Annotated in this window: 15 protein-coding genes, 1 pseudogene and 1 riboswitch; of the genes and pseudogenes, 5 read left to right on the top strand and 11 right to left on the bottom strand. The window is 46.2% G+C overall.

The features are described 5' to 3' along the window. Positions 1 to 87: 87 nt before the first annotated feature. The 7 genes and pseudogenes from BUB85_RS04535 to BUB85_RS21400 form a co-directional block, all read right to left on the bottom strand. On the bottom strand, positions 88 to 1626 hold the full coding sequence (locus BUB85_RS04535) for a cobyric acid synthase (protein ID WP_073106202.1): 1539 nt from the start codon (positions 1624 to 1626) through the stop codon (positions 88 to 90). Positions 1627 to 1670: 44 nt separating this feature from the next. Beyond that, positions 1671 to 2795, bottom strand: a complete 1125-nt coding sequence (locus BUB85_RS04530; RefSeq protein ID WP_073105988.1) for an ABC transporter ATP-binding protein — start codon at positions 2793 to 2795, stop codon at positions 1671 to 1673. 4 nt (positions 2796 to 2799) lie between these two features. Further along, positions 2800 to 3846, bottom strand: a complete 1047-nt coding sequence (locus BUB85_RS04525) for a FecCD family ABC transporter permease (RefSeq protein WP_073105986.1) — start codon at positions 3844 to 3846, stop codon at positions 2800 to 2802. Then, entirely contained in the window at positions 3815 to 4975 is a 1161-nt protein-coding gene (locus BUB85_RS04520; RefSeq protein WP_073105982.1) for an ABC transporter substrate-binding protein, read from the bottom strand. Before BUB85_RS04520 ends, BUB85_RS04525 begins: the two co-directional genes overlap by 32 nt. Beyond that, positions 4962 to 5549, bottom strand: a complete 588-nt coding sequence (locus BUB85_RS04515) for a hypothetical protein (protein ID WP_073105979.1) — start codon at positions 5547 to 5549, stop codon at positions 4962 to 4964. Before BUB85_RS04515 ends, BUB85_RS04520 begins: the two co-directional genes overlap by 14 nt. 412 nt (positions 5550 to 5961) lie before the next feature. Next, positions 5962 to 7143: pseudogene (locus BUB85_RS04510) on the bottom strand (sirohydrochlorin cobaltochelatase); the annotation flags it as partial. Positions 7144 to 7427: 284 nt separating this feature from the next. Beyond that, positions 7428 to 7589, bottom strand: coding sequence for a hypothetical protein (locus BUB85_RS21400; RefSeq protein ID WP_159434616.1), 162 nt, complete (start codon positions 7587 to 7589; stop codon positions 7428 to 7430). Beyond that, a riboswitch (cobalamin riboswitch) is annotated at positions 7579 to 7778 on the bottom strand. Its footprint overlaps the gene before it by 11 nt. Before the next feature lie 161 nt (positions 7779 to 7939). Between BUB85_RS21400 and BUB85_RS04505 the strand changes: the two genes are divergently transcribed. The 5 genes from BUB85_RS04505 to BUB85_RS04485 all read left to right on the top strand — a co-directional run bounded on the left by BUB85_RS04505 (position 7940) and on the right by BUB85_RS04485 (position 12668). Further along, entirely contained in the window at positions 7940 to 8629 is a 690-nt protein-coding gene (locus tag BUB85_RS04505; RefSeq protein ID WP_073105973.1) for a phosphatase PAP2 family protein, read from the top strand. Continuing rightward, positions 8619 to 9668, top strand: a complete 1050-nt coding sequence (locus tag BUB85_RS04500) for a lysylphosphatidylglycerol synthase transmembrane domain-containing protein (RefSeq protein ID WP_073105971.1) — start codon at positions 8619 to 8621, stop codon at positions 9666 to 9668. The genes BUB85_RS04505 and BUB85_RS04500 overlap by 11 nt, the downstream gene beginning before the upstream one ends. Further along, positions 9644 to 10279: a CDP-alcohol phosphatidyltransferase family protein gene (locus BUB85_RS04495; protein WP_073105968.1), complete on the top strand. Its 636-nt coding sequence runs from the start codon at positions 9644 to 9646 to the stop codon at positions 10277 to 10279. Before BUB85_RS04500 ends, BUB85_RS04495 begins: the two co-directional genes overlap by 25 nt. A 16-nt stretch (positions 10280 to 10295) precedes the next feature. Then, positions 10296 to 11168 (top strand): phosphatidylserine decarboxylase, encoded by an 873-nt coding sequence (locus BUB85_RS04490; protein ID WP_073105966.1) that lies wholly within the window; start codon positions 10296 to 10298, stop codon positions 11166 to 11168. A 201-nt stretch (positions 11169 to 11369) separates the two neighbouring features. Beyond that, positions 11370 to 12668 carry an FAD-dependent oxidoreductase gene (locus tag BUB85_RS04485; protein WP_073105964.1) on the top strand — a complete coding sequence of 433 codons (1299 nt, stop codon included), beginning with the start codon at positions 11370 to 11372 and terminating at the stop codon, positions 12666 to 12668. A 129-nt stretch (positions 12669 to 12797) separates the two neighbouring features. On the opposite strand, the gene BUB85_RS04480 is transcribed toward BUB85_RS04485, so the two are convergent. From BUB85_RS04480 to BUB85_RS04465, 4 genes are all read right to left on the bottom strand, one after another. Continuing rightward, positions 12798 to 13940, bottom strand: a complete 1143-nt coding sequence (locus BUB85_RS04480; RefSeq protein ID WP_073105961.1) for a helix-turn-helix domain-containing protein — start codon at positions 13938 to 13940, stop codon at positions 12798 to 12800. A 235-nt stretch (positions 13941 to 14175) separates the two neighbouring features. Then, positions 14176 to 16221, bottom strand: a complete 2046-nt coding sequence (gene rbr / locus BUB85_RS04475; RefSeq protein WP_073105959.1) for a rubrerythrin — start codon at positions 16219 to 16221, stop codon at positions 14176 to 14178. A gap of 499 nt (positions 16222 to 16720) precedes the next feature. Further along, positions 16721 to 17755 (bottom strand): Rpn family recombination-promoting nuclease/putative transposase, encoded by a 1035-nt coding sequence (locus tag BUB85_RS04470; protein WP_073105956.1) that lies wholly within the window; start codon positions 17753 to 17755, stop codon positions 16721 to 16723. Between the two features lie 559 nt (positions 17756 to 18314). Next, complete coding sequence (locus BUB85_RS04465) at positions 18315 to 18572, bottom strand: hypothetical protein (protein WP_073105954.1); 258 nt, start codon at positions 18570 to 18572, stop codon at positions 18315 to 18317. Positions 18573 to 18889: the final 317 nt, after the last annotated feature.

The following is an 18889-nucleotide window of genomic DNA, read 5'->3' as shown; positions in this document are numbered from 1 at the left end:
CATTACTTTTGATTCCTGCAAAGGCGAGATTGCCTACGCGGTGCCCGTCCGAACAACGTCCGGATTTTAGCTGCACTGCTCCATCCTTTATATCGCCGCTTCACGCAGCATCACATATATTTTATCCATATCCAGGGAGGCGCGCAGTCCCTCTGCAAGTTTATCATACTGCAGTTCCTTAAATTCCTCATAATTCATCAGGCCACTGGTCTCAATCTGAATCCCTTTTCGCCCGGCCAGCTCCCGGATGATGGTCTGCGCGATCGCACCGTGATCGAAAATTCCATGAATGTATGTTCCGAACACATTCTTTTTGTGACACCCGTCCATCCGGGGGGTTCTATCTGTCCCTTCCGCGCCGTGCATCTCCGGTTTTTCTCCCAGCACCGAACATTCGCACAGCGAATCCACAGTTTCCGTCTTCACCGTACTTCCCATATGAATCTCATAACCGTGCAGCTCCATCCCGGACAAATCTGAGAGCCTGCCCTCGAGATTCTGAAACGTCCCTTGAATCTGAGTCCTTGTCTTGGTTTTTTCCAGCTCCGTCTGGATGGGGAGCAGTTCCATTCCACGCATGGATCCCCCCTCCTCCACCCGGTGCGGATCTGTGATGGACTGACCAAGCATCTGGTAGCCGCCACAGATGCCGAAAATAAGGGTGTCCCCGGATTTTTTCTTAATGGCCGCCTCCAGTCCATTTTGGCGCATCCACGTTAAATCACTCATAGTATTCTTACTTCCGGGCAGAAGGATCATGTCCGGGTGATGCAGTTCCTTCACCGAATCGATGTAGCGGATGGAGACATGCTCAATCTGCTCAAACACGCCCAGATCTGTAAAGTTAGAGATTCTCGGATACCGGATGACTGCAATGTCCAGAATCCCCTCCTCGGTCTCATCAAATCGTGTGCTCAGACTGTCCTCATCCTCCACGGACAGCTCCATGTAGGGAACCACTCCCACTACCGGGATGTTCCCCCTCTCCTCCAGCATTACGACTCCCGGATCCAGAATGGTCTTGTCTCCCCGGAATTTGTTAATGATCAGTCCGCCTACCCGCTTTTTCTCGGACTCCTCCAGCAGCATGACTGTCCCGAGAAGCTGTGCGAACACACCGCCGCGATCGATGTCTCCCACCAGAAGCACCGGCGCATCTACCATCTCGGCCAGTCCCATATTCACGATATCGTTCTCCCGGAGGTTGATCTCTGCCGGGCTCCCGGCGCCTTCGATCACAATGATATCCGCCAGCTTTTCCAAGTCCTGAAACGCATGCTTTATATCCGGAATCAGACTTTTCTTGTGTGCAAAATAGTCCCTCGCACTCATATTCCCCAGCACTTCTCCGTTCACGATCACCTGGGATCCCATGTGATTGGTTGGTTTCAGCAGAATCGGATTCATCAGAACCGACGGTGCAATTCCCGCTGCCTCCGCCTGCATCACCTGGGCCCTGCCCATCTCCAGGCCTTCCTCCGTGATAAAAGAGTTCAACGCCATGTTCTGCGACTTAAACGGTGCCACCCGGTACCCGTCCTGTTTGAAAATTCTGCAGAGTCCAGCCGCCAGCAGGCTCTTTCCCGCATTCGACATGGTTCCCTGAACCATGATTACTTTTGCCATCTCATCTCCTACTTTCTGACAGGGCGAACCGTCGCTTTTCCCCATCACCGATTGTCTTCTTGCTCCGCCCGGTAACTGACCGGAATCCCGGCCGCTTTCGCCGCCTCCAGAAGCTTCTGATTCAGACGGTTGTGTGTCCCAAATTGTCTCTGACAACAGATCAGGCTCCCGCAGGATCGCATCTCCTCCTCCGCTCTGGCATAATCCGCCTCGCTGAAATCCTCGTAAGCCTCTCCGGCAATCACCTTGTTGGCCAGCGCCTTTGCTGCCGGATAATCCAGATCATTTTCGGAAAGGATTCCCGTCGAAAACGGGATTCCCCTTCTCTGTAATTCCCGGAACACAAAGCTCCCCGTGTGATTTCCCGCAATGATGAACACCTCGGATTGCCCGGTGACCCGTTCCAGCTCCACAAACCCGTTCTGTTCTTCAAAGGAACCGTGGTCGATATCATAGAGCTGCCCGATAAAGCCCTCCCGAAAGATTTCTTCCGGGGTTCCGAACCGCCCAATGCGATCCCCTTTTACACACAGTATCTTATCTGAGATCCGCTCCGCCAGATCCAGCTCATGGAGCGACATCAATACGCCGATTTTTTTCTGTCTTGTCATCTGCTGCAGCACCGAGAAAAATTCCAGCTTGTATTTCACATCCAGGTAAGAGGTAGGTTCATCCAAAAGCAGCAGATCCGGCTCCTGACAGATTGCGCGAGCCAGCAGAACGCGCTGCTTCTGTCCGTCGCTGAGCCTTGAGAACTCCCGCTCCGCAAGGTCGGTGATCTGTACCAGCTGCATGGCTTCCTCCACCTTCCTTTTGTCTTCCTCCTTCTGGATTCCGAGACCGTTGGTGTAAGGATACCGGCCAAGCGCAACCACCTCCCCCGCCGTAATAAGATCCGGGGACAGACGCTCCGTAAACACGATGGCTGTTTTTCTGGCCAGTTCCTTCTCCGACAGATTTTTGATCGATATGTCCTCGAACAGAACCTGTCCGGATATGAGCCTGAGCTGTTTAGAAATACTTTTTAATATTGTAGATTTTCCTGCTCCGTTCGGACCGATCAGCGTCACGATTTCTCCCTTTGATAAAGACAGTTCAATCTCCTGTATCAGTGGAATCCCCTGGTATCCAACGGATAAATTTTCTGTTTTTAAATATGGTTTTTTCATATGCTTACTCCATTGTAAATCGCTGACTTCGCTGCTTCAGCATGACGATGATCACGACCGGTGCCCCGAAAATCGCAGTGACTGTGCTGATACTGAGCTCCGTAGGTGCAAAAACGGTTCGCGCCAGCAAATCGCAGAACATACAGAACACCGCACCTCCCAGAAAGCTTGCCGGAATCATCAATATGGGCTTGGACGAGTGAAAAAGTTTCTTCACCATTTGCGGCACGGCTATCCCGACAAAAGAGACCGGTCCCGCAAATGCTGTCACACAAGCCGACAGGATACTGGAAAGGATTACGAGCATCCCGCGAAACAGTCGGATGTTCACCCCCATATTCGCTGCGTAGGTCTCACCGAGCTGATAGGCATTCATCGGTTTTGATAACAAAAAAACCACAACAAATGCAACCAGGACCACCCAGGATATGGTCTCCACATTGCTCCATGAAATTCCCGAAAAACTTCCCAGCGACCAGTTGTGTAAGTTGACAATGTCGGAATCATCTGCAAAGGTCACGACAAAATCCGTGACTGCCGAACAGATATAACCGATCATCACTCCCGCCAGCACCAGAACCGACATGTTGTGGACCCTGCGCGACACGAGCAGCACCGCCCCCATTGAGATCAGAGAGCCCGCAAATGCTGCCAGAATCAGATCCACCGAGTGAATCACGCGGGCATTTTTCAGAAAAATAATCATGGTCAGAGCCACCACCAGCTTTGCGCCGGAGGAGATTCCGAGGACAAATGGCCCTGCTATGGGATTCTGAAAAAATGTCTGCAAAAGATATCCGGACAGCGCCAGTGCCCCGCCAAGCAGTGTTGCTGCCAGAGCGCGCGGCATCCGGATCTCATAAATAATCGTTGAAACGGTACCTCCGGCATCCGGATCAGAAATAGCGGAGACCAGTTCCTGCAACGAGATATTGGTACTCCCGATGCAGATACTGAGCACAAAAAACAGAGCCATCAAAAGAACAAGAATGGTAAAATATAAGATGTATTTTTTTGTTTTATTGTAGTTGATACATGTATTTTGATTCATTCTCTTTCGTATCCTCCGATGTCAGCATGGTGTGAAACTCTTCAATCATTCTTCCGGTACTCATGGACTCCTGATATACATTCTGGGTCGTACACCACACATTTCCGTCCCTGACCGCCTTAAAGTCCTGCAAAAGCTCGCTTTTCGTCAGCAGTTCATCCATCGAGACAACCGCTTTTTCAATGGTGCTGTTATACACCAGATAATCGGCATCCTTCGCCTTCGTGTAAAATTCTTCCATCTGCATATTGACGGAGGAGGATGCATTCTCTTCCCCTCCAAGATCCTGAAACAGATACGTCCCGCCCGCAAGCTCGATCATCTTTGCCACATAATCATTGGGCTTTCGTACCACAACCGTCTCATTGGAGGTAATGTAAAAGAACACCACGCTCTTGCCGGTCTGCTCCACATCGCCCAACTGCTGATAACGTACTTCCTGTTCCTCAAACGCGGCATCTGCAGCCTCTTCCTTTCCGGTCAGGGCTCCGTAAAGCTTCACCCACTCCGTGCGCCCTAGTGGATGGGACTCATAGCTGGAATGATCCACCAGCACCGGTATCCCGAAGCTCTCCAGCTTTTCCTTCACGTCAGGGGAATGCAGAATCATGGTCGATTCCACAGCAAGCCCACAGTTTTCCGCGAGGATCCGCTCATAGTCCGGTGCATTGTATTTTCCAGCGTACTGAATCCGCCCGTCTTCCATGGCCGCCTTCGCATCCTCAATATACCAGTTCTCCGCCTTAGTGCCGGAGAGAGTGATGTGATCCAGCGCATCGATGGAGTGAAACATATCCATCGTCGCAGACGCAACCAGATAAATATTCTGCGCCGTACCATCCAGAACAACAATTTCCGAATCCAGATCTTCTGGAACTTCTTTTTTTTCTGTATTTAGCAAAAAACGGCTGCCATCTGATATGGAAATCAGGATGTAGCCGTCATCATAATAATCGATTGAAAATTCTGTCGCATATTTCAGATCCATACTATGGTCAAATGATAATGCCGTACTAATATCATGATCGCCTGAATTCCATTGTGCATCCTGCGACTTGCCGCAGGATGTACTGATTATGGCAGCAAAAAGGATACTAACCAACAGAATCACTTTTTTAAACTGTCTCATGATTTTTTCTCTTTCTTCTATATAATATCAGCACTGCCACAACGACAATCAGCACTGCACATCCCGCAGCGATAATAGCCGGTGAGATCGAATGCCCACTCTCTGCCTCTTTGATCGTTGAAGAATCAAGCAGGATTGTATATGTAATCTCGTGTGGCTGGCTCATAGCAGTGGTGTCAGCAATCACTTCCACCGGTTCATCCAGTGCCATCACCGGCAGTTCAAAGACAGAATTTCCATCTGTGTTCACCGGTTCATAGATTACATCTCCAAGCTTCATATAATCATAATTTGGACTGCTCCACTCGATGGAAACCGTCCCCCGCCGATCAGCAACTGTCATTTTAGCAGGGGAGGTGACGGTTGCCCGCCCGGTCCCCCCCTCCAGTGTGATACCGATCAGGTAGGTTCCATCTGCAAGCTCTACCTCTGCCTGTTCTGTCTGCAAGTTTTCTGCACTGCCTGCCTCATCCACAGATACTTCCTGGAACGCAGGTTCCTGCGCCAGACAATTCTGTGACATTGTAAACAGTAAAACAAGTGACAGGCAAAAAGTAATGCATATTCTTTTCATATTATTTCATTTCCTCTGGGTTTGAAACGGATACCTTATGATCATACCATGTTCCCTTGGTTCCAATCAATGCCAAATCAAATTCTTTGTCAAGTTCCGGTACCGGAACATCAAAACCATTGACTTCTTCTGTGGTACCATCGCTGTATGTCACAGTATCTGTGGTCGGCATAAGAAGGTCTGCGCCGTCTTTCTGGGCATCTTCCGCGGTTCCCGCAAACAAATTCACAATATTTTTAGAAGTCAGACTGATGTGGATGGTCATTTTTCCGTCCTTCACTGTCAGAACGCCCTTGTCTTCGTTCGCTTCATTTACATGGAACATGCTGCTGTCTGTGCTGAAAGTTGCGCTGTATTGTCCGTCAGCCAGCGCCGCTGCCGCTCCGTCACTTTCCGTTGCAGCTGAAAGGCCTTCACTTGCAATTGCCGCTGCGGTATGCTCTACATAAAGATTCTGAATCTCCGGGATTCTTCCCAATCCTTCGATCTGGGTATCTACACTGTCAAAGTACTCGGAATCCACGAACTGGCTCTTCCATGACTCTGCATCATCACCAGCCATATCGTTGTTGGCATGGTCACCTGCAACTACCATCAATGGGCGGAGAATCACTTTTTTGTAGCCGGCATCCTTTACCTTTACAATTACATCTTCACTCGCGGTTCCTTCTGGCTCACCCTCAACGGTTCCGATAAATGCATTGGCATATCCAAGCTGTTCCATCTGTGTCTGCATCTGATCATATGTAACGTTTGCTGTATGAGAAGTTCCGTGTCCCATAAATACAAATGCTGTTCCATCTTGTGCTGCCGCATCCATACTGTCAAAGCCTGCAACCTTCACTGCTTCCGCCGAGATTGCTTTTGCTGTTGCTTCTTTATCTGCATTGATCGTGGCTGCATCTGCCCCAACCTCACCGAGAAGCGGCTCAGCGATCTTTACTGACTCGAATTTATCCTGATATTTTTCCACTGCTGCTGTCAGTTCGTCATATTCTGCACCATGCATCAAATGTGTCGGCTGGATTACAAGATTTTTCACCTTATTGTCCACTGCACGCTCCAGTGCCTGATCCATGTTGTCGATTTTTTCATCGTCACGTGCCTGCACGTGATTGATGATGATCTGTGCTGTGAAAGCTCTTCGAACAGACCAGTCCGGATTTGCCTCCTGCAGAGCTTTCTCGATTCCACCGATGTCTGTGGCACGGCTGTCATTAAATGAGGTTCCGAAGCTGACTACCAACAGCTCATTCTCACCAATCTTGTCCTGATTCAACGGATCATCCTTTGAGGCATCCCCAGTATCTCTTCCAAAATAATCCGGATCTGCATTTTCACCTGCTACCATTTCCTTCTGCGCATCTGTCAGTGCATCCCATGCTTTCTTTGCATCCTCGCACTGTGCATCTGTCTTGTCTGTTCTCTCCTGTACGTAAATCTGGTCAATCAGATCGGCCACTTTGTCCGCTGCCGCCAGATCATCTGGTGCCTCGCTGCTGCCTGTAGATGCTGTCTTTGATGAACCGCATCCTGTCATCATGCTCAACGAAAGCGCGCAGGCCATCATTACTACCAAAATTTTCTTTTTCATATTTCTCTCCTTGAATTTTATTTATATGATTATACGGTACGCTGTTCGCTGTACTGTTCATATACTGCCTCATTGTCAGCGATCCTGCAGTTCCTGCACGATCTTGTGCTTCTCCAACATCTCACAACTTCGTTGTTCGTTGATGGACATTCGCCGAATGGCATTCATGCAAGCATGATGCCGCTCGGCTCATTGTCAGCGATCCCGCAGTCCCTGCACGATCTTGTGCTTCTCCAACATCTCACAACTTCGTTGTTCGATGATGGACATTCGCCGAATGGCATTCATGCAAGCATGATGCCGCTCGGCTCATTGTCAGCACAAAAAATCCATGCCGCGGGTGGGCATGGAAATAAATCAGGCGAAGTATGCTCCGTCTTATTATAGTAGGAAACATAATCATCTGTATCCATCGCAAACCAGTTACTCGTGGCTGTATGTCGCATATCTCAGGCAGGTCTCCTGGCTGAAAGATCTTCATTCCATGGCGGCCTTCCCAAATTAAAATTCAGTGGCCCGCTGCCCGGAACTCCCTTATCACAGTGACGAGTTCGTACAGGATTTTCACCTGTTTCCCTTTTCATCAGAGCCGACAGCCTGGACTGTCCTCTGACACCTTTGATGTATGTATTTGTCATCTCACCTATTATACGGGATAAGCGTAGAAATGGCAAGGTTTAATATATCCAATAAGCAGCTTTAGCGCCACTTGTAAAAATCTGCCTCTATCTATAGCCTTTTTGCGACAAATCGTGTAAGATGTACTAGTATAAAACACTATTTGAAAGGATTTTTCATGCGAGACAAACTAAAACTTCCACCATTATTAATTGCTCTTCTTGTTAATAACTGTGTCTATTTTGGATCACGACTTCTCATGAGCGGCGCACACCACCACAATCTGGATTCCCTGCTCGATGCGCAAATCCCCTTTATTCCGCAGTTTATTATAGTCTATCTCGGCTGTTATCTATTCTGGATTTTGAATTACATCCTGATTGCATGCAGTGACAAGGAAGTATGCTTTCGTTTTTTTACTGCTGATTTTTACGGGCGAATCATTTGTCTGGTCTGCTTTCTTTTATTTCCAACAACAAATACAAGGCCCGATCTGATTGGAAATGATGTTTGGACTCAGTTGGTTCGTTTTTTATACTCAGCGGACGCGGCAAACAACCTGTTTCCGTCGATTCACTGTATGGTCAGTTGGTATTGCTGTGTCGGTCTTCGCAAATGCGGTTGGATTCCCAAATGGTACCGGGCTGTGTCCTATGCGCTCGCCGTCACCGTCTGTATCTCGACCGTATGCCTCAAGCAGCACGTCCTCATTGATGTGATTGCCGGTATCGCTGCGGCAGAGATTACTTACGCTGTCAGCCAGCGAACAAACGGCTATCGGGTTTACCTGCACATTTCCGAATGGATTGAAAAACAAGTTCGCAGTCTACTACGCGGCAGAATGGATCAAAAGAAAAATGGAAAATAAGAAAAAATTATTGTTACAGGTATTGTTCCTGCTTGTTGTCTTTGCCGGAACAATCTACGGTATCTTTCACGGCGAAGATCTCGGCAAAATCCTGCATATTATCAGCACTGTCAACCCGCTCTATCTGTTACCGGCGGTTGCGTGTGTGGTGTTTTTTATCTGGGGCGAATCCATCATTATCTTTTATATGATGCACACGCTGAACATTCATCTGCGGAAATGGACCTGCTTTTTATTTTCATCCATCGGCTTTTTCTTTAGCTGCATTACGCCTTCCGCATCCGGCGGACAGCCTGCTCAGATTTATTATATGAAGAAGGAAGAGATTCCCATTCCGGTCTCAACGCTCGTATTGATGGTTGTCACGATTACTTATAAAGCTGTTCTCGTGATCATCGGGCTTGCGATTCTCATTTTCGGAAATGGATTTATAAAGCAGTATTTAACAGGTATTCTCCCTGTCTTTCATCTGGGGATTCTCTTAAATGTACTGTGTGTCATAGCTATGTTTGTACTGGTCTTTCACACGACTCTTGCAAAAGACATTTTGACCCGCGGGCTCTGGCTGCTCGAGAAGCTGCATCTTATGAAAAAGAAAGAGAGCCGTCATCAGCGGCTGGATGCCGCAATGACGGAATATCAGGATACTGCAGTTTATCTGAAGGATCATAAACAAGTAATCATCAATGTGCTTGCTATTACATTTGCACAGAGATTCGCATTGTTTTTATCCACTTATTTTGTCTACCGTGCCTTCGGATTAAAAGAATACTCTGTCGCAGTCATCGTCCTGCTGCAGGCTGTGATTTCCATCTCTGTTGATATGCTGCCTCTGCCCGGCGGAATGGGAATCAGCGAAACCCTATTCTTAACTATTTTCGTCCCGGTATTCGGAGCAAAGCTCCTGCTGCCCGGTATGATTTTAAGCAGAGGACTTAGTTATTATACAGAACTGATTTTGAGCGCAGCTCTGACTGTTCTGGCAAATTTTACAATTGGAGGAAAAAATAAGATATGCAAAAAGAAAAACAAGTTTTAGGATTTTACGATTATACGGTGATACTTACATATATCAGTCTTCTCATTTCAGTCGGTGGAATTTTCTTAGCCATCTGCGGATACCTGAAGCTATCGGTAACCGCACTTGCACTCTCCGGTCTCTGCGATATGTTCGACGGCAAGATTGCACGTACCAAAAAGAACCGTACGATTGATGAACAACGTTTTGGTGTTCAGATTGATTCCCTTTGCGATATGGTCTGTTTCGGAATTTCTCCGGCAATTATCTGCTTTCAGATGGGAATGAATCGTCCTACCGGCATCATCATTTTGATGATTTTCGTACTTACAGGTCTGATTCGTTTAGCATTTTATAATGTAATGACCGAAAACCCGGAGGAATGTCCGGAGGGAGAATGCAGCGTGTATCACGGTCTTCCAATCACTTCAAGCGCCATCGCACTTCCGCTTGTCATGATACTGCATCCGCTCCTCCGTCTGAATTTTATCTTTGTACTGCAGATCGTAATGCTGTCCATCGCCGTTCTGTACGTCACGAATTTTCGCTTGAAAAAACCTACAAACGCTGTTTTGGCCATCATGGTCATCATTGTCGGACTCGCAGTGTTAAAATTGCTGCACCTCTGCTAATAGAAAGGAGCTTCTAATGAAATATATGGACCGATATGGAACTGTTACAACGGAAGATTCGACTCAGGATCGATTTCTTCGTATGCTTTATACGAATGCGCCGGGCCGTATGCTGTTGAAACCTCTCGTCTCTCCTCTGTTTTCCAAAATCGGCGGAAGTGCTATGAACACACGTCTTTCCGCCGGACTGATTTCAGGCTTTGTCCGCCACAATGCGATTGATCTGCGCCTTTACGAGCCAAAGATTTATAGCTCTTACAATGATTTTTTCACAAGAAAAATCAGACCACAGTATCGTCCAATCGCCGGATCGGAGGATGTTCTGATCAGCCCATGTGACGGAAAACTCAGCGTATATCCCATCCACAATAATTGTTCGCTCTGCATCAAGGATACTGTCTACACCGTTTCGCAGCTCATTGGCAGCCGCCGGCTTGCCGCCAAATATGCCGGTGGCTATGCCATGGTAATCCGTCTGACGGTCGATGATTATCACCGCTACTGCTACGCAGCAGACGGACTCAAATCAAAACAACACCGGATTCCCGGAATCTTTCATACTGTAAATCCAATTGCAAATGATGTGATGCCAATCTATAAAATGAATACCCGTGAATTTTGTCTGCTCAAGACAAAAAATATGGGCACCATCCTCTCAATGGAGGTTGGCGCCCTCATGGTCGGTAAAATTTCAAATAAAGAGCTTTCATCCTGCCAAGTTAAAAAAGGAACAGAAAAAGGCTGGTTCGAATTTGGTGGCTCCACCATCGTTCTGCTGCTTCAAAAAGATGCAGTGACCATCGATGCCGATCTTCTGGCAAATACTAATGCAGGATACGAGACCTATGTAAAATACGGGGAACAGATTGCGGTTACGCTTAATACCTGACACTTTTCCCGTAACCTGACTTCATATTCCGCAAAACTTATCCATACACGCGCCGCTGCGAAGCCGCCTTTTATATTGCATTCCCATCCATAAAACAATATCAACATTTCTTTCATTTTCCGCAGATTTATCCACAGAACACGGATTAATATCTTTCTTTTGAGGAAAACTAGTAAAAACAGGTTTTGTGGAGGATTGTTTATGAACTCACTTTGGGAAGAGACAGCAGATCATTTGACTTTTGAAAGTTTAAACGAAGATATCAAGACAGACGTTTTAATTATTGGTGGTGGTATCTGCGGGGTTTTGTGTGCCTATATGCTGCATCAGGCTGGAATCAATTATGCGCTTGTGGAACCAGAAACGATTGGCAGCGGCATTACAAAAAATACCACTGCTAAAATCACATCACAACATGGACTTATTTATGACAAACTGATTGGTGAATTTGGTGTGGAAAAGACAAAACAATATTTAGATGCCAATAACGCAGCCCTGAAAAAGTACTGTGAGCTGTGCCGAACTATTGACTGCAATTTTGAACAAAAGGATGCATATGTATACTCACTTGAGAATCGTACTAAAATAGAAAAGGAAATCATAGCACTTGAAAAGCTTGGCTTTCAGGCAGAGTTTGCTGAAGCTCTTCCACTGCCTTTTCCGGTGGCAGGTGCCGTAAAGTTTCAAAATCAGGCACAATTTCATCCACTAAAATTTATATCGGAAATTTCAAAAGGCCTGCGTATCTATGAACATACAAACGTATGTGAATTAATTGGAACCAAAGCAATTACCAGCCACGGAACCGTTCAGGCAAAGAGCATCATTGTAGCAACACATTTCCCATTTATTAATAAGCATGGCAGCTATTTTATAAAAATGTATCAACACCGTTCCTATGTGATTGCTCTTGAAAATGCACCGAACGTGAATGGAATGTATGTAGATGAAGCACAAAAAGGAATGTCTTTTCGAAATCATCAAAATCTGTTACTGATTGGCGGCGGCGATCACCGCACGGGCAAAAAAGGTGGAAACTGGCAGGAACTGCGGGACTTTGCAAAGATACATTATCCAAATGCAACCGAAAAATATAATTGGGCAACACAGGACTGTATGACTCTTGATCTTGTGCCATATATCGGTGCCTATTCCTCCGCTACAGATGGCTTATATGTAGCCACCGGCTTTAACAAGTGGGGAATGACCTCGTCAATGGCGGCAGCTACGATTTTATCTGATTTGGTTCAAGACAAAGAGCATCCATATATGCAGGTATTTTCTCCATCCAGAAATATGCTCCACCCTCAATTAGCAGCTAACGCATTGGAATCAGTTGTCAATCTGCTCACCCCAGCTGCAAAGCGCTGCCCTCATTTGGGTTGTGCTTTAAAATGGAATCCTGATGAGCATACATGGGACTGCCCCTGCCACGGCTCACGATTTACAGCAGACGGCAAACTGATTGACAATCCCGCTACCGGTGATTTAGAAGATTAACCGGAATCCAAATTTCACTGTAATAATTTTCGTCCCAGATCCCTTTTTCATAATCTTCCGGGTTGTTGTACATCTCAATATTATAAGCCGCTGCACTTTACTCCTGTTTCCGTATGCGTGAGCCATTTCCTATAACAGGCGTTCCATGTCCTTGATCTGTCTAATATAATGGGCAATCTTTTTCTGATCCGGCAAGACCAAAAACACCGGACTTTTCAGACTTTCCACCGCTCCCTCCAGAACCAGTTTTCCATCTCTCACCGGCTCTTTCCCCAATTCCAGATTTCCCAGCCAATCCTCAAGACTGAAAAAGAAGGTATCTGCATGAAGTTTGATTCCGTCCTCGCAGAGCTGACGGATCATCTCCACATATTTTTCAAGGTGTTCGTATATAGCCGCCTCGGTATCCGCATCTGTTCCCTCCGGCAAACTGCATAACGACACTGCCGCCTGATAATAAAATATACCTGCAGAATTAGGATGCAGCTTTCCCACCTGAAATGTCTCCAGTATCTGATCGGTTCTTCGGATGATCTCCAGACAGTATTCCCGCTTTCCAGGGCAGCTCATAAGCAGATACGAGCACCCGCCAATCAGTTCCATCAGATTCCGGTATATTCCAATCTGGCTGCTCTTTTCTGCCATGGCGATATTTCCGGTATACATATACGCCATCGGGAGCATCGCCCCTCGGTCCCCGACCCGGTTGACATCCATCGTCTCCTGCTCCAGCTCCTCGATCACCAGCTGTGGCCGTCCCGTCTGCAGCCAGATCATTCTTCTGAACGCCGATACATTTTCGCGTATCCCACCGTTATCGCTGCTTTTCATAATGTGGTCACACAGTTTTTCCGCCTCCTGCATCACGCTGTTTCGCTGCTCTTCTGATTGTGCAAGTGAGGCATGGTTCAGCCACAGAATCACGATCTGCATGAGAAATGGATAGCAGCAGTAATATTTTTTCGCCAATTCTATACTGTTTTTCCAGACCTCATCAAACGGTTTTTTAGCAAAATCCTCCGCCAGTCTGTGATAATAAATCCGGATCTGCTGTCTGTTCAGCTGTGCCTCGTATCCCAGGAGCTGATCCACCGAGACATCAAAATATGCCGCCAGCACCGGGAGCAGTGTGATGTCCGGTGTCGTTGTCCCTGTCTCCCATTTTGAAACCGATGCTTTTGTCACACCGGCAAACGCCGCCAGTTCTTCCTGTGTGATTCCACTCTCTTTTCTGAGCCTGACAATGTTGCTGTTAAGGTTTAAAAAACTCATCCCAATCTTCCTCCTTTGATAACCTTATTGTAATCTATTTCTTTCAGGTCAACAATGGATTGGCATGCAATTTCAGGAAAATAAGTTTCTCGACGCGATACTTCTTTATAATCATTTAACGCAAAAAGCTCCACCGAAATAATGTCAGTCCTATAAATTGACATCTATTCCGATGGAACTTCTCTTTTGATTCCCTTTCCGCTAACCACTCTCAGCGGAGAATTTCGAATATCTCTTAATAATTTTCTTTTCGCACTTCAAAGAACGACTGGCTCATGCCGCAAACCGGGCATACTTCCGGTGCCTTGCGGCCGATTCCAATATAACCGCAGACACGGCATTCCCAGATTGTTTCATCGGTCTTCTCAAATACCTTCTGCGTCTCCACATTATTCAGCAGGAAACGATATCTTTCTTCATGCGTTTTCTCGATGGCTGCTACCTTACGGAATTTTTCAGCCAATTCAGAGAAACCTTCTTTTTCTGCATCCTTGGCAAAACGATCATACATGTCCGTCCACTCATAGTTCTCGCCCTCTGCCGCGTGAAGCAGGTTTTCCGGTGTTGCACCGATGTTGCCCAGTTCCTGATACCATACCCGCGCGTGCTCCTGTTCATTGCGCGCTGTCTTCAGGAAAATTTCTGCCAGCTGGTCATATCCCTCTCTCATGGCAACATTTGCAAAGTAGGTATACTTGTTTCTTGCCTGGCTCTCGCCTGAGAAAGCTTCCTGCAGGTTCTTCTCTGTCTGTGTACCCGCGTACGGGTTCTCTCCTCCTGCCGCTTCTTCCACCTTCTCAAAAACAGAAGCCGGCTGCTTACAGATTGGACATGTAAACCCTTCTGGTAATTCTCCCTCGTGAATGTAACCACATACGCTGCAACGATATTTTACTGTACTCATCTTTTTTCCTCCTAATAATTCACTCTTGTCTTCATAAATTGTATGTAACATTTTCTCTGCCAATTCTGACAGGGGTTTCCCGTAAAATTCTTTGTATAACTGTTTGATTTCTTCATTTTCATGACTGCTTCGCAGTGTCATCTTCTTATCCTTATCATAAAGGCCCTCGATTCTCGCCTTTCGAAGCTCATCCCCCTTCTCCAGGGTGCCCTTGGGCTGTCCGCCACCACCGATGCATCCACCGGGGCAGGTCATAACCTCTATGAAATGATACTGTTTATCACCATTTTTTATCAGTTCTATCAGGTCCGATGCATTACGCGTGCCATGTACAACTGCCACATTCACTTCCAGATCTCCAATCTTTAAGGATGCTTCCCGCATGCCATCCATACCTCGCACCGGTTCCAGTTCGTACAGGACTTCCGGGGCCTTCTCACCAGTCATAAATTCATAGGCTGTTCGAAGAGCCGCCTCCATAACGCCACCGGTATTCCCAAAGATCACACCCGCGCCCGAAGCTTTTCCCATGAGAGAATCAAAAGCATCCTCCGGCAGATTCACAAAATCAATCTCCTGCTCCCTGGCCCATCCTGCCAGCTCCCGGGTGGTGATCACATAGTCCATATCCCGCATATCCTCTTCCCCGAGATATGTGCCCGCTGCATGCATTTCTTCTCTGCGGATCTCATATTTTTTAGCCGTGCACGGCGTCACCGCCACGTTGACAATCTTTTTGGGATCCAACTGCATTTTTTTTGCAAAATAGGTTTTTATCGTCGGACCCTGCATACCAATCGGACTCTTTGCGGAAGAAATATGATCCAGCATATCCGGATAATACATCTCTGCATATTTCACCCAGGCCGGACAACAGCTGGTAAACTGTGGAAGAGGTCTCGTCCCCCTGGTCACCCGCTCGATCAGTTCGCTGGCCTCTTCCATAATGGTAAGGTCTGCGGAAAAGTTCGTATCCAGAACGTAGTCGGCACCCAGACTGCGAAGAAGCGCAACCATCTTCCCTTCTACAAAGCTGCCGTCCGCCATATCAAACTCTTCACCCAGAGCGACGCGGACAGATGGAGATGTGCTGAAAATAACAATTTTATCCAGGTCCTTCACAGCAGCTTCAACCTGTTTGTATTCATGCTTCTCCGTGATGCTGCTGACCGGACAGACGTTGGCACATTGTCCGCAGTGGATGCAGACCGCCGTGTCCATCGTGTCTGCCAATGTATAGGTGTCGTGCACGTGTATGTCTTTTATACAGATTTCTTTGCACTGCCCACATTTGATACACAAGGATTCTTCCCGCATAATAGCCGGATTATCCGGTTCAATCGGGACACGTATGTCCATCGATAAATGTTTGCTCATATTTTCTCCTTTTCTTTTCAATAACGATAACTGTTACTGTTATTAAACCATTTTCTTCCATCTTTGTCAATAGATATTTAATCTTTGGGGGACAAAACAGCTTCATTTTAAAGAGTTCTGCAAAAGAAATTCCTGTTTTCCCTTTTCGAGAACTTATCGCAAATGTACTTATCCATAGTTTATCATCTGGAATACCATTAGTAAAGTGGGCGATTCATCATCATTTTCTTATCTTGCCTCCTCTCGGAAGTTTGACAGTTTTATAATAGAAAAAGTAATGATATATAACTACATTTTCACTGCAAGAGATGGCGCGCAGCCCTTCACTGCACTGAAGCTGCCTGTCGCTGTGGTCAGCTTAGAGCCTGAAATGTAGGTGCTGATCTTGAAGTAGTACTTTTTGCCCGGTGTCAGGTTCTTGATCACCGCGCTTGTTTTTTCAAGAAAAAAACAGATTGATTTTCATCGACCTGTTTCCATCCTGCTTACAATTTATTTTTTATTCGACAGTATGACGAATCTCCTCAATATCCGTCTGACTCAGCCCCGTATATTTTTGGATCTGTTCATCATCCATCCCGTCCCGCAGCATTTTTTCTGCTGTCTCACGTTTTCCTTCAATTTTCCCTTCAATTTTTCCTTCTCGTTTCCCTTCGATCTTTCCTTCTCGTTTCCCTTCGATCTTTCCTTCGCGTTTCCCTTCGATCTTTCCTTCGCGTTTCCCTTCAATCCGTCCGAACCGCTCTGCCGATGCCATGGTGTGTTCATACATTTCCCGTGCTTCGCACTGCAGCTGGATTTTTTCATCTTCTGTTAATTCTTTCAGTGTCAGAACAGCCTCCTGGATTCCTTCAGATTTTTCACTCAGCATCTGCATCTCCTCCCATGTTTTGGCGACAAAGAGTTTGGCCCAATAATAAAGTTCTGGCTTCTCTTTCTGCAATTGACCGGTTTCTATCTGTGTTAAGTCTAACACACGGATGGAGAACTTGTCACTATAAACTTGGTGGGTTTTAGTGTTTGACAGGAGATATTCGGCGTATGGATCCGCAGTGTCTGGAAAGAGAGAAAAATTAAGGATTCCGATATGTATACAGGGAAGAATGTCGGCATAGGAACCGCCTCTGGGGAGGTTGCAGTAGGTTCTGGAAAGATAGTATAATGACCGTTCTGGCCAGTCTCCCTGATTGCTGATCTGCATTTCCAGATTCAGAAACTTATTATTGTTGAGCCGAATCCGCAGGTCCAGCACACATGTTTTTTCATCGATGGAATCGCCTAATATGATAGGGTTGAGTATCTTGATATCAATTAGCTCCTCCTCCGGCAGATCAAGAAGGCAGGCAATCAGGGAGCGAAGTGCATGGATATTTTTCTGCAGCACCGCCCGGAACATGTAGTCATTCGTGAGCCGATATGGTATGGGACCGGTCAACATTTTCTGACTGGCAGTCGTGGCTGTTACTTTTTTATCGGCAGTTGTACTTGTTTGATTCAATTCAATCTTAGATGTGTTGATTAGATTTTTAGACATGGTATTCTCCTTGTGTGATTTTATTCAGACTTTTAGAAACGTTGTAACTCAATGATTTTTTTGTTTATACTCGATTTACACGAGTTTTTTAAGAACTGCGAGGAATCTGGACAATCATAGGCATCACTTCTTTCGTATAGGATTGTTATTCGGTATAAACTTAGTGCTGATCGGAATCTTTGGCGATACGCCGGAAACCTTAGATTATTCTTCAAACAGAATGTCGAATGAATATGTGTTAGACTATAACATAATATTTTATTAAATGCAACTTGAACAAATAGTACTTTTCTGCGCCCTTTACCTAATAGCAGCCGAGAGCGCAGAAAGCCTGTGTTTTTTGTCAAATTTTCTGATATATTTTCAAGACTTATTTTCATATGTATCCTCTATCCATCCTCGAAACTTTCTTCCTACAGGCTTGCAGCAAAATTTATAGAACAACCGACCCTTGAACAACCTGCTCTGAAACCTTTAGAGAAAAAAGTAATCAGTGACTATGACCTCAATCAGCTTAATGAAGTGGACGATTCGTCATCATTTCTTATCTTGCCTCCTGTCACTCCACGCACCGGATTCGCTCCACAATCGAATGTTTTTTCACACTCCTCTTATATGTGATCAGTGGGATTTCCACACAGATCAGCACCAGCACAGCAGCGGATGCCAGTACCATTTTCCAGGGAATTGTAAATGCCACTTCCATATAATTCACCGCCTGATAGCAGACATATGTGATACCGAGCCCCACCGTTGCCGTCACTGCAAAGGCTCCTGCCGCGAACAATAAGCCTTCCCTGATTGTTGTTTTGCACATTAGATGAAGCTTCTTCTGTCAAATTAAATGAGGGTGTTCTTGCTTAGGTTGGAAGATACAAAGCGGATTCTTTGCAGTTGATTCTGCACGTTGTTTTAACCTTAAAATTCCTCATGCAAATTAATTGCATGAGGAAAAAGAGATTACCCTAATTCACAGTCATTGATTGCCTGCATAGCGATATCTGGTGTGATGAGATTTGCTTTGCTGCTATCGGCAAGAAGTAGGCTTACATTACAATACTTATTGATAAGGCGCGGAGTTCCATCTGCAGCATTTAGTATAGCTTCAATGGCGCCATCTTCAAAAATGGTCTG

This window comes from Hespellia stercorisuis DSM 15480, from assembly GCF_900142165.1.
Classification (GTDB): Bacteria; Bacillota; Clostridia; order Lachnospirales; family Lachnospiraceae; genus Hespellia; species Hespellia stercorisuis.
Note: the sequence above shows the minus strand (reverse complement) of the source record. Positions and strands in the feature narration are given on the sequence as shown.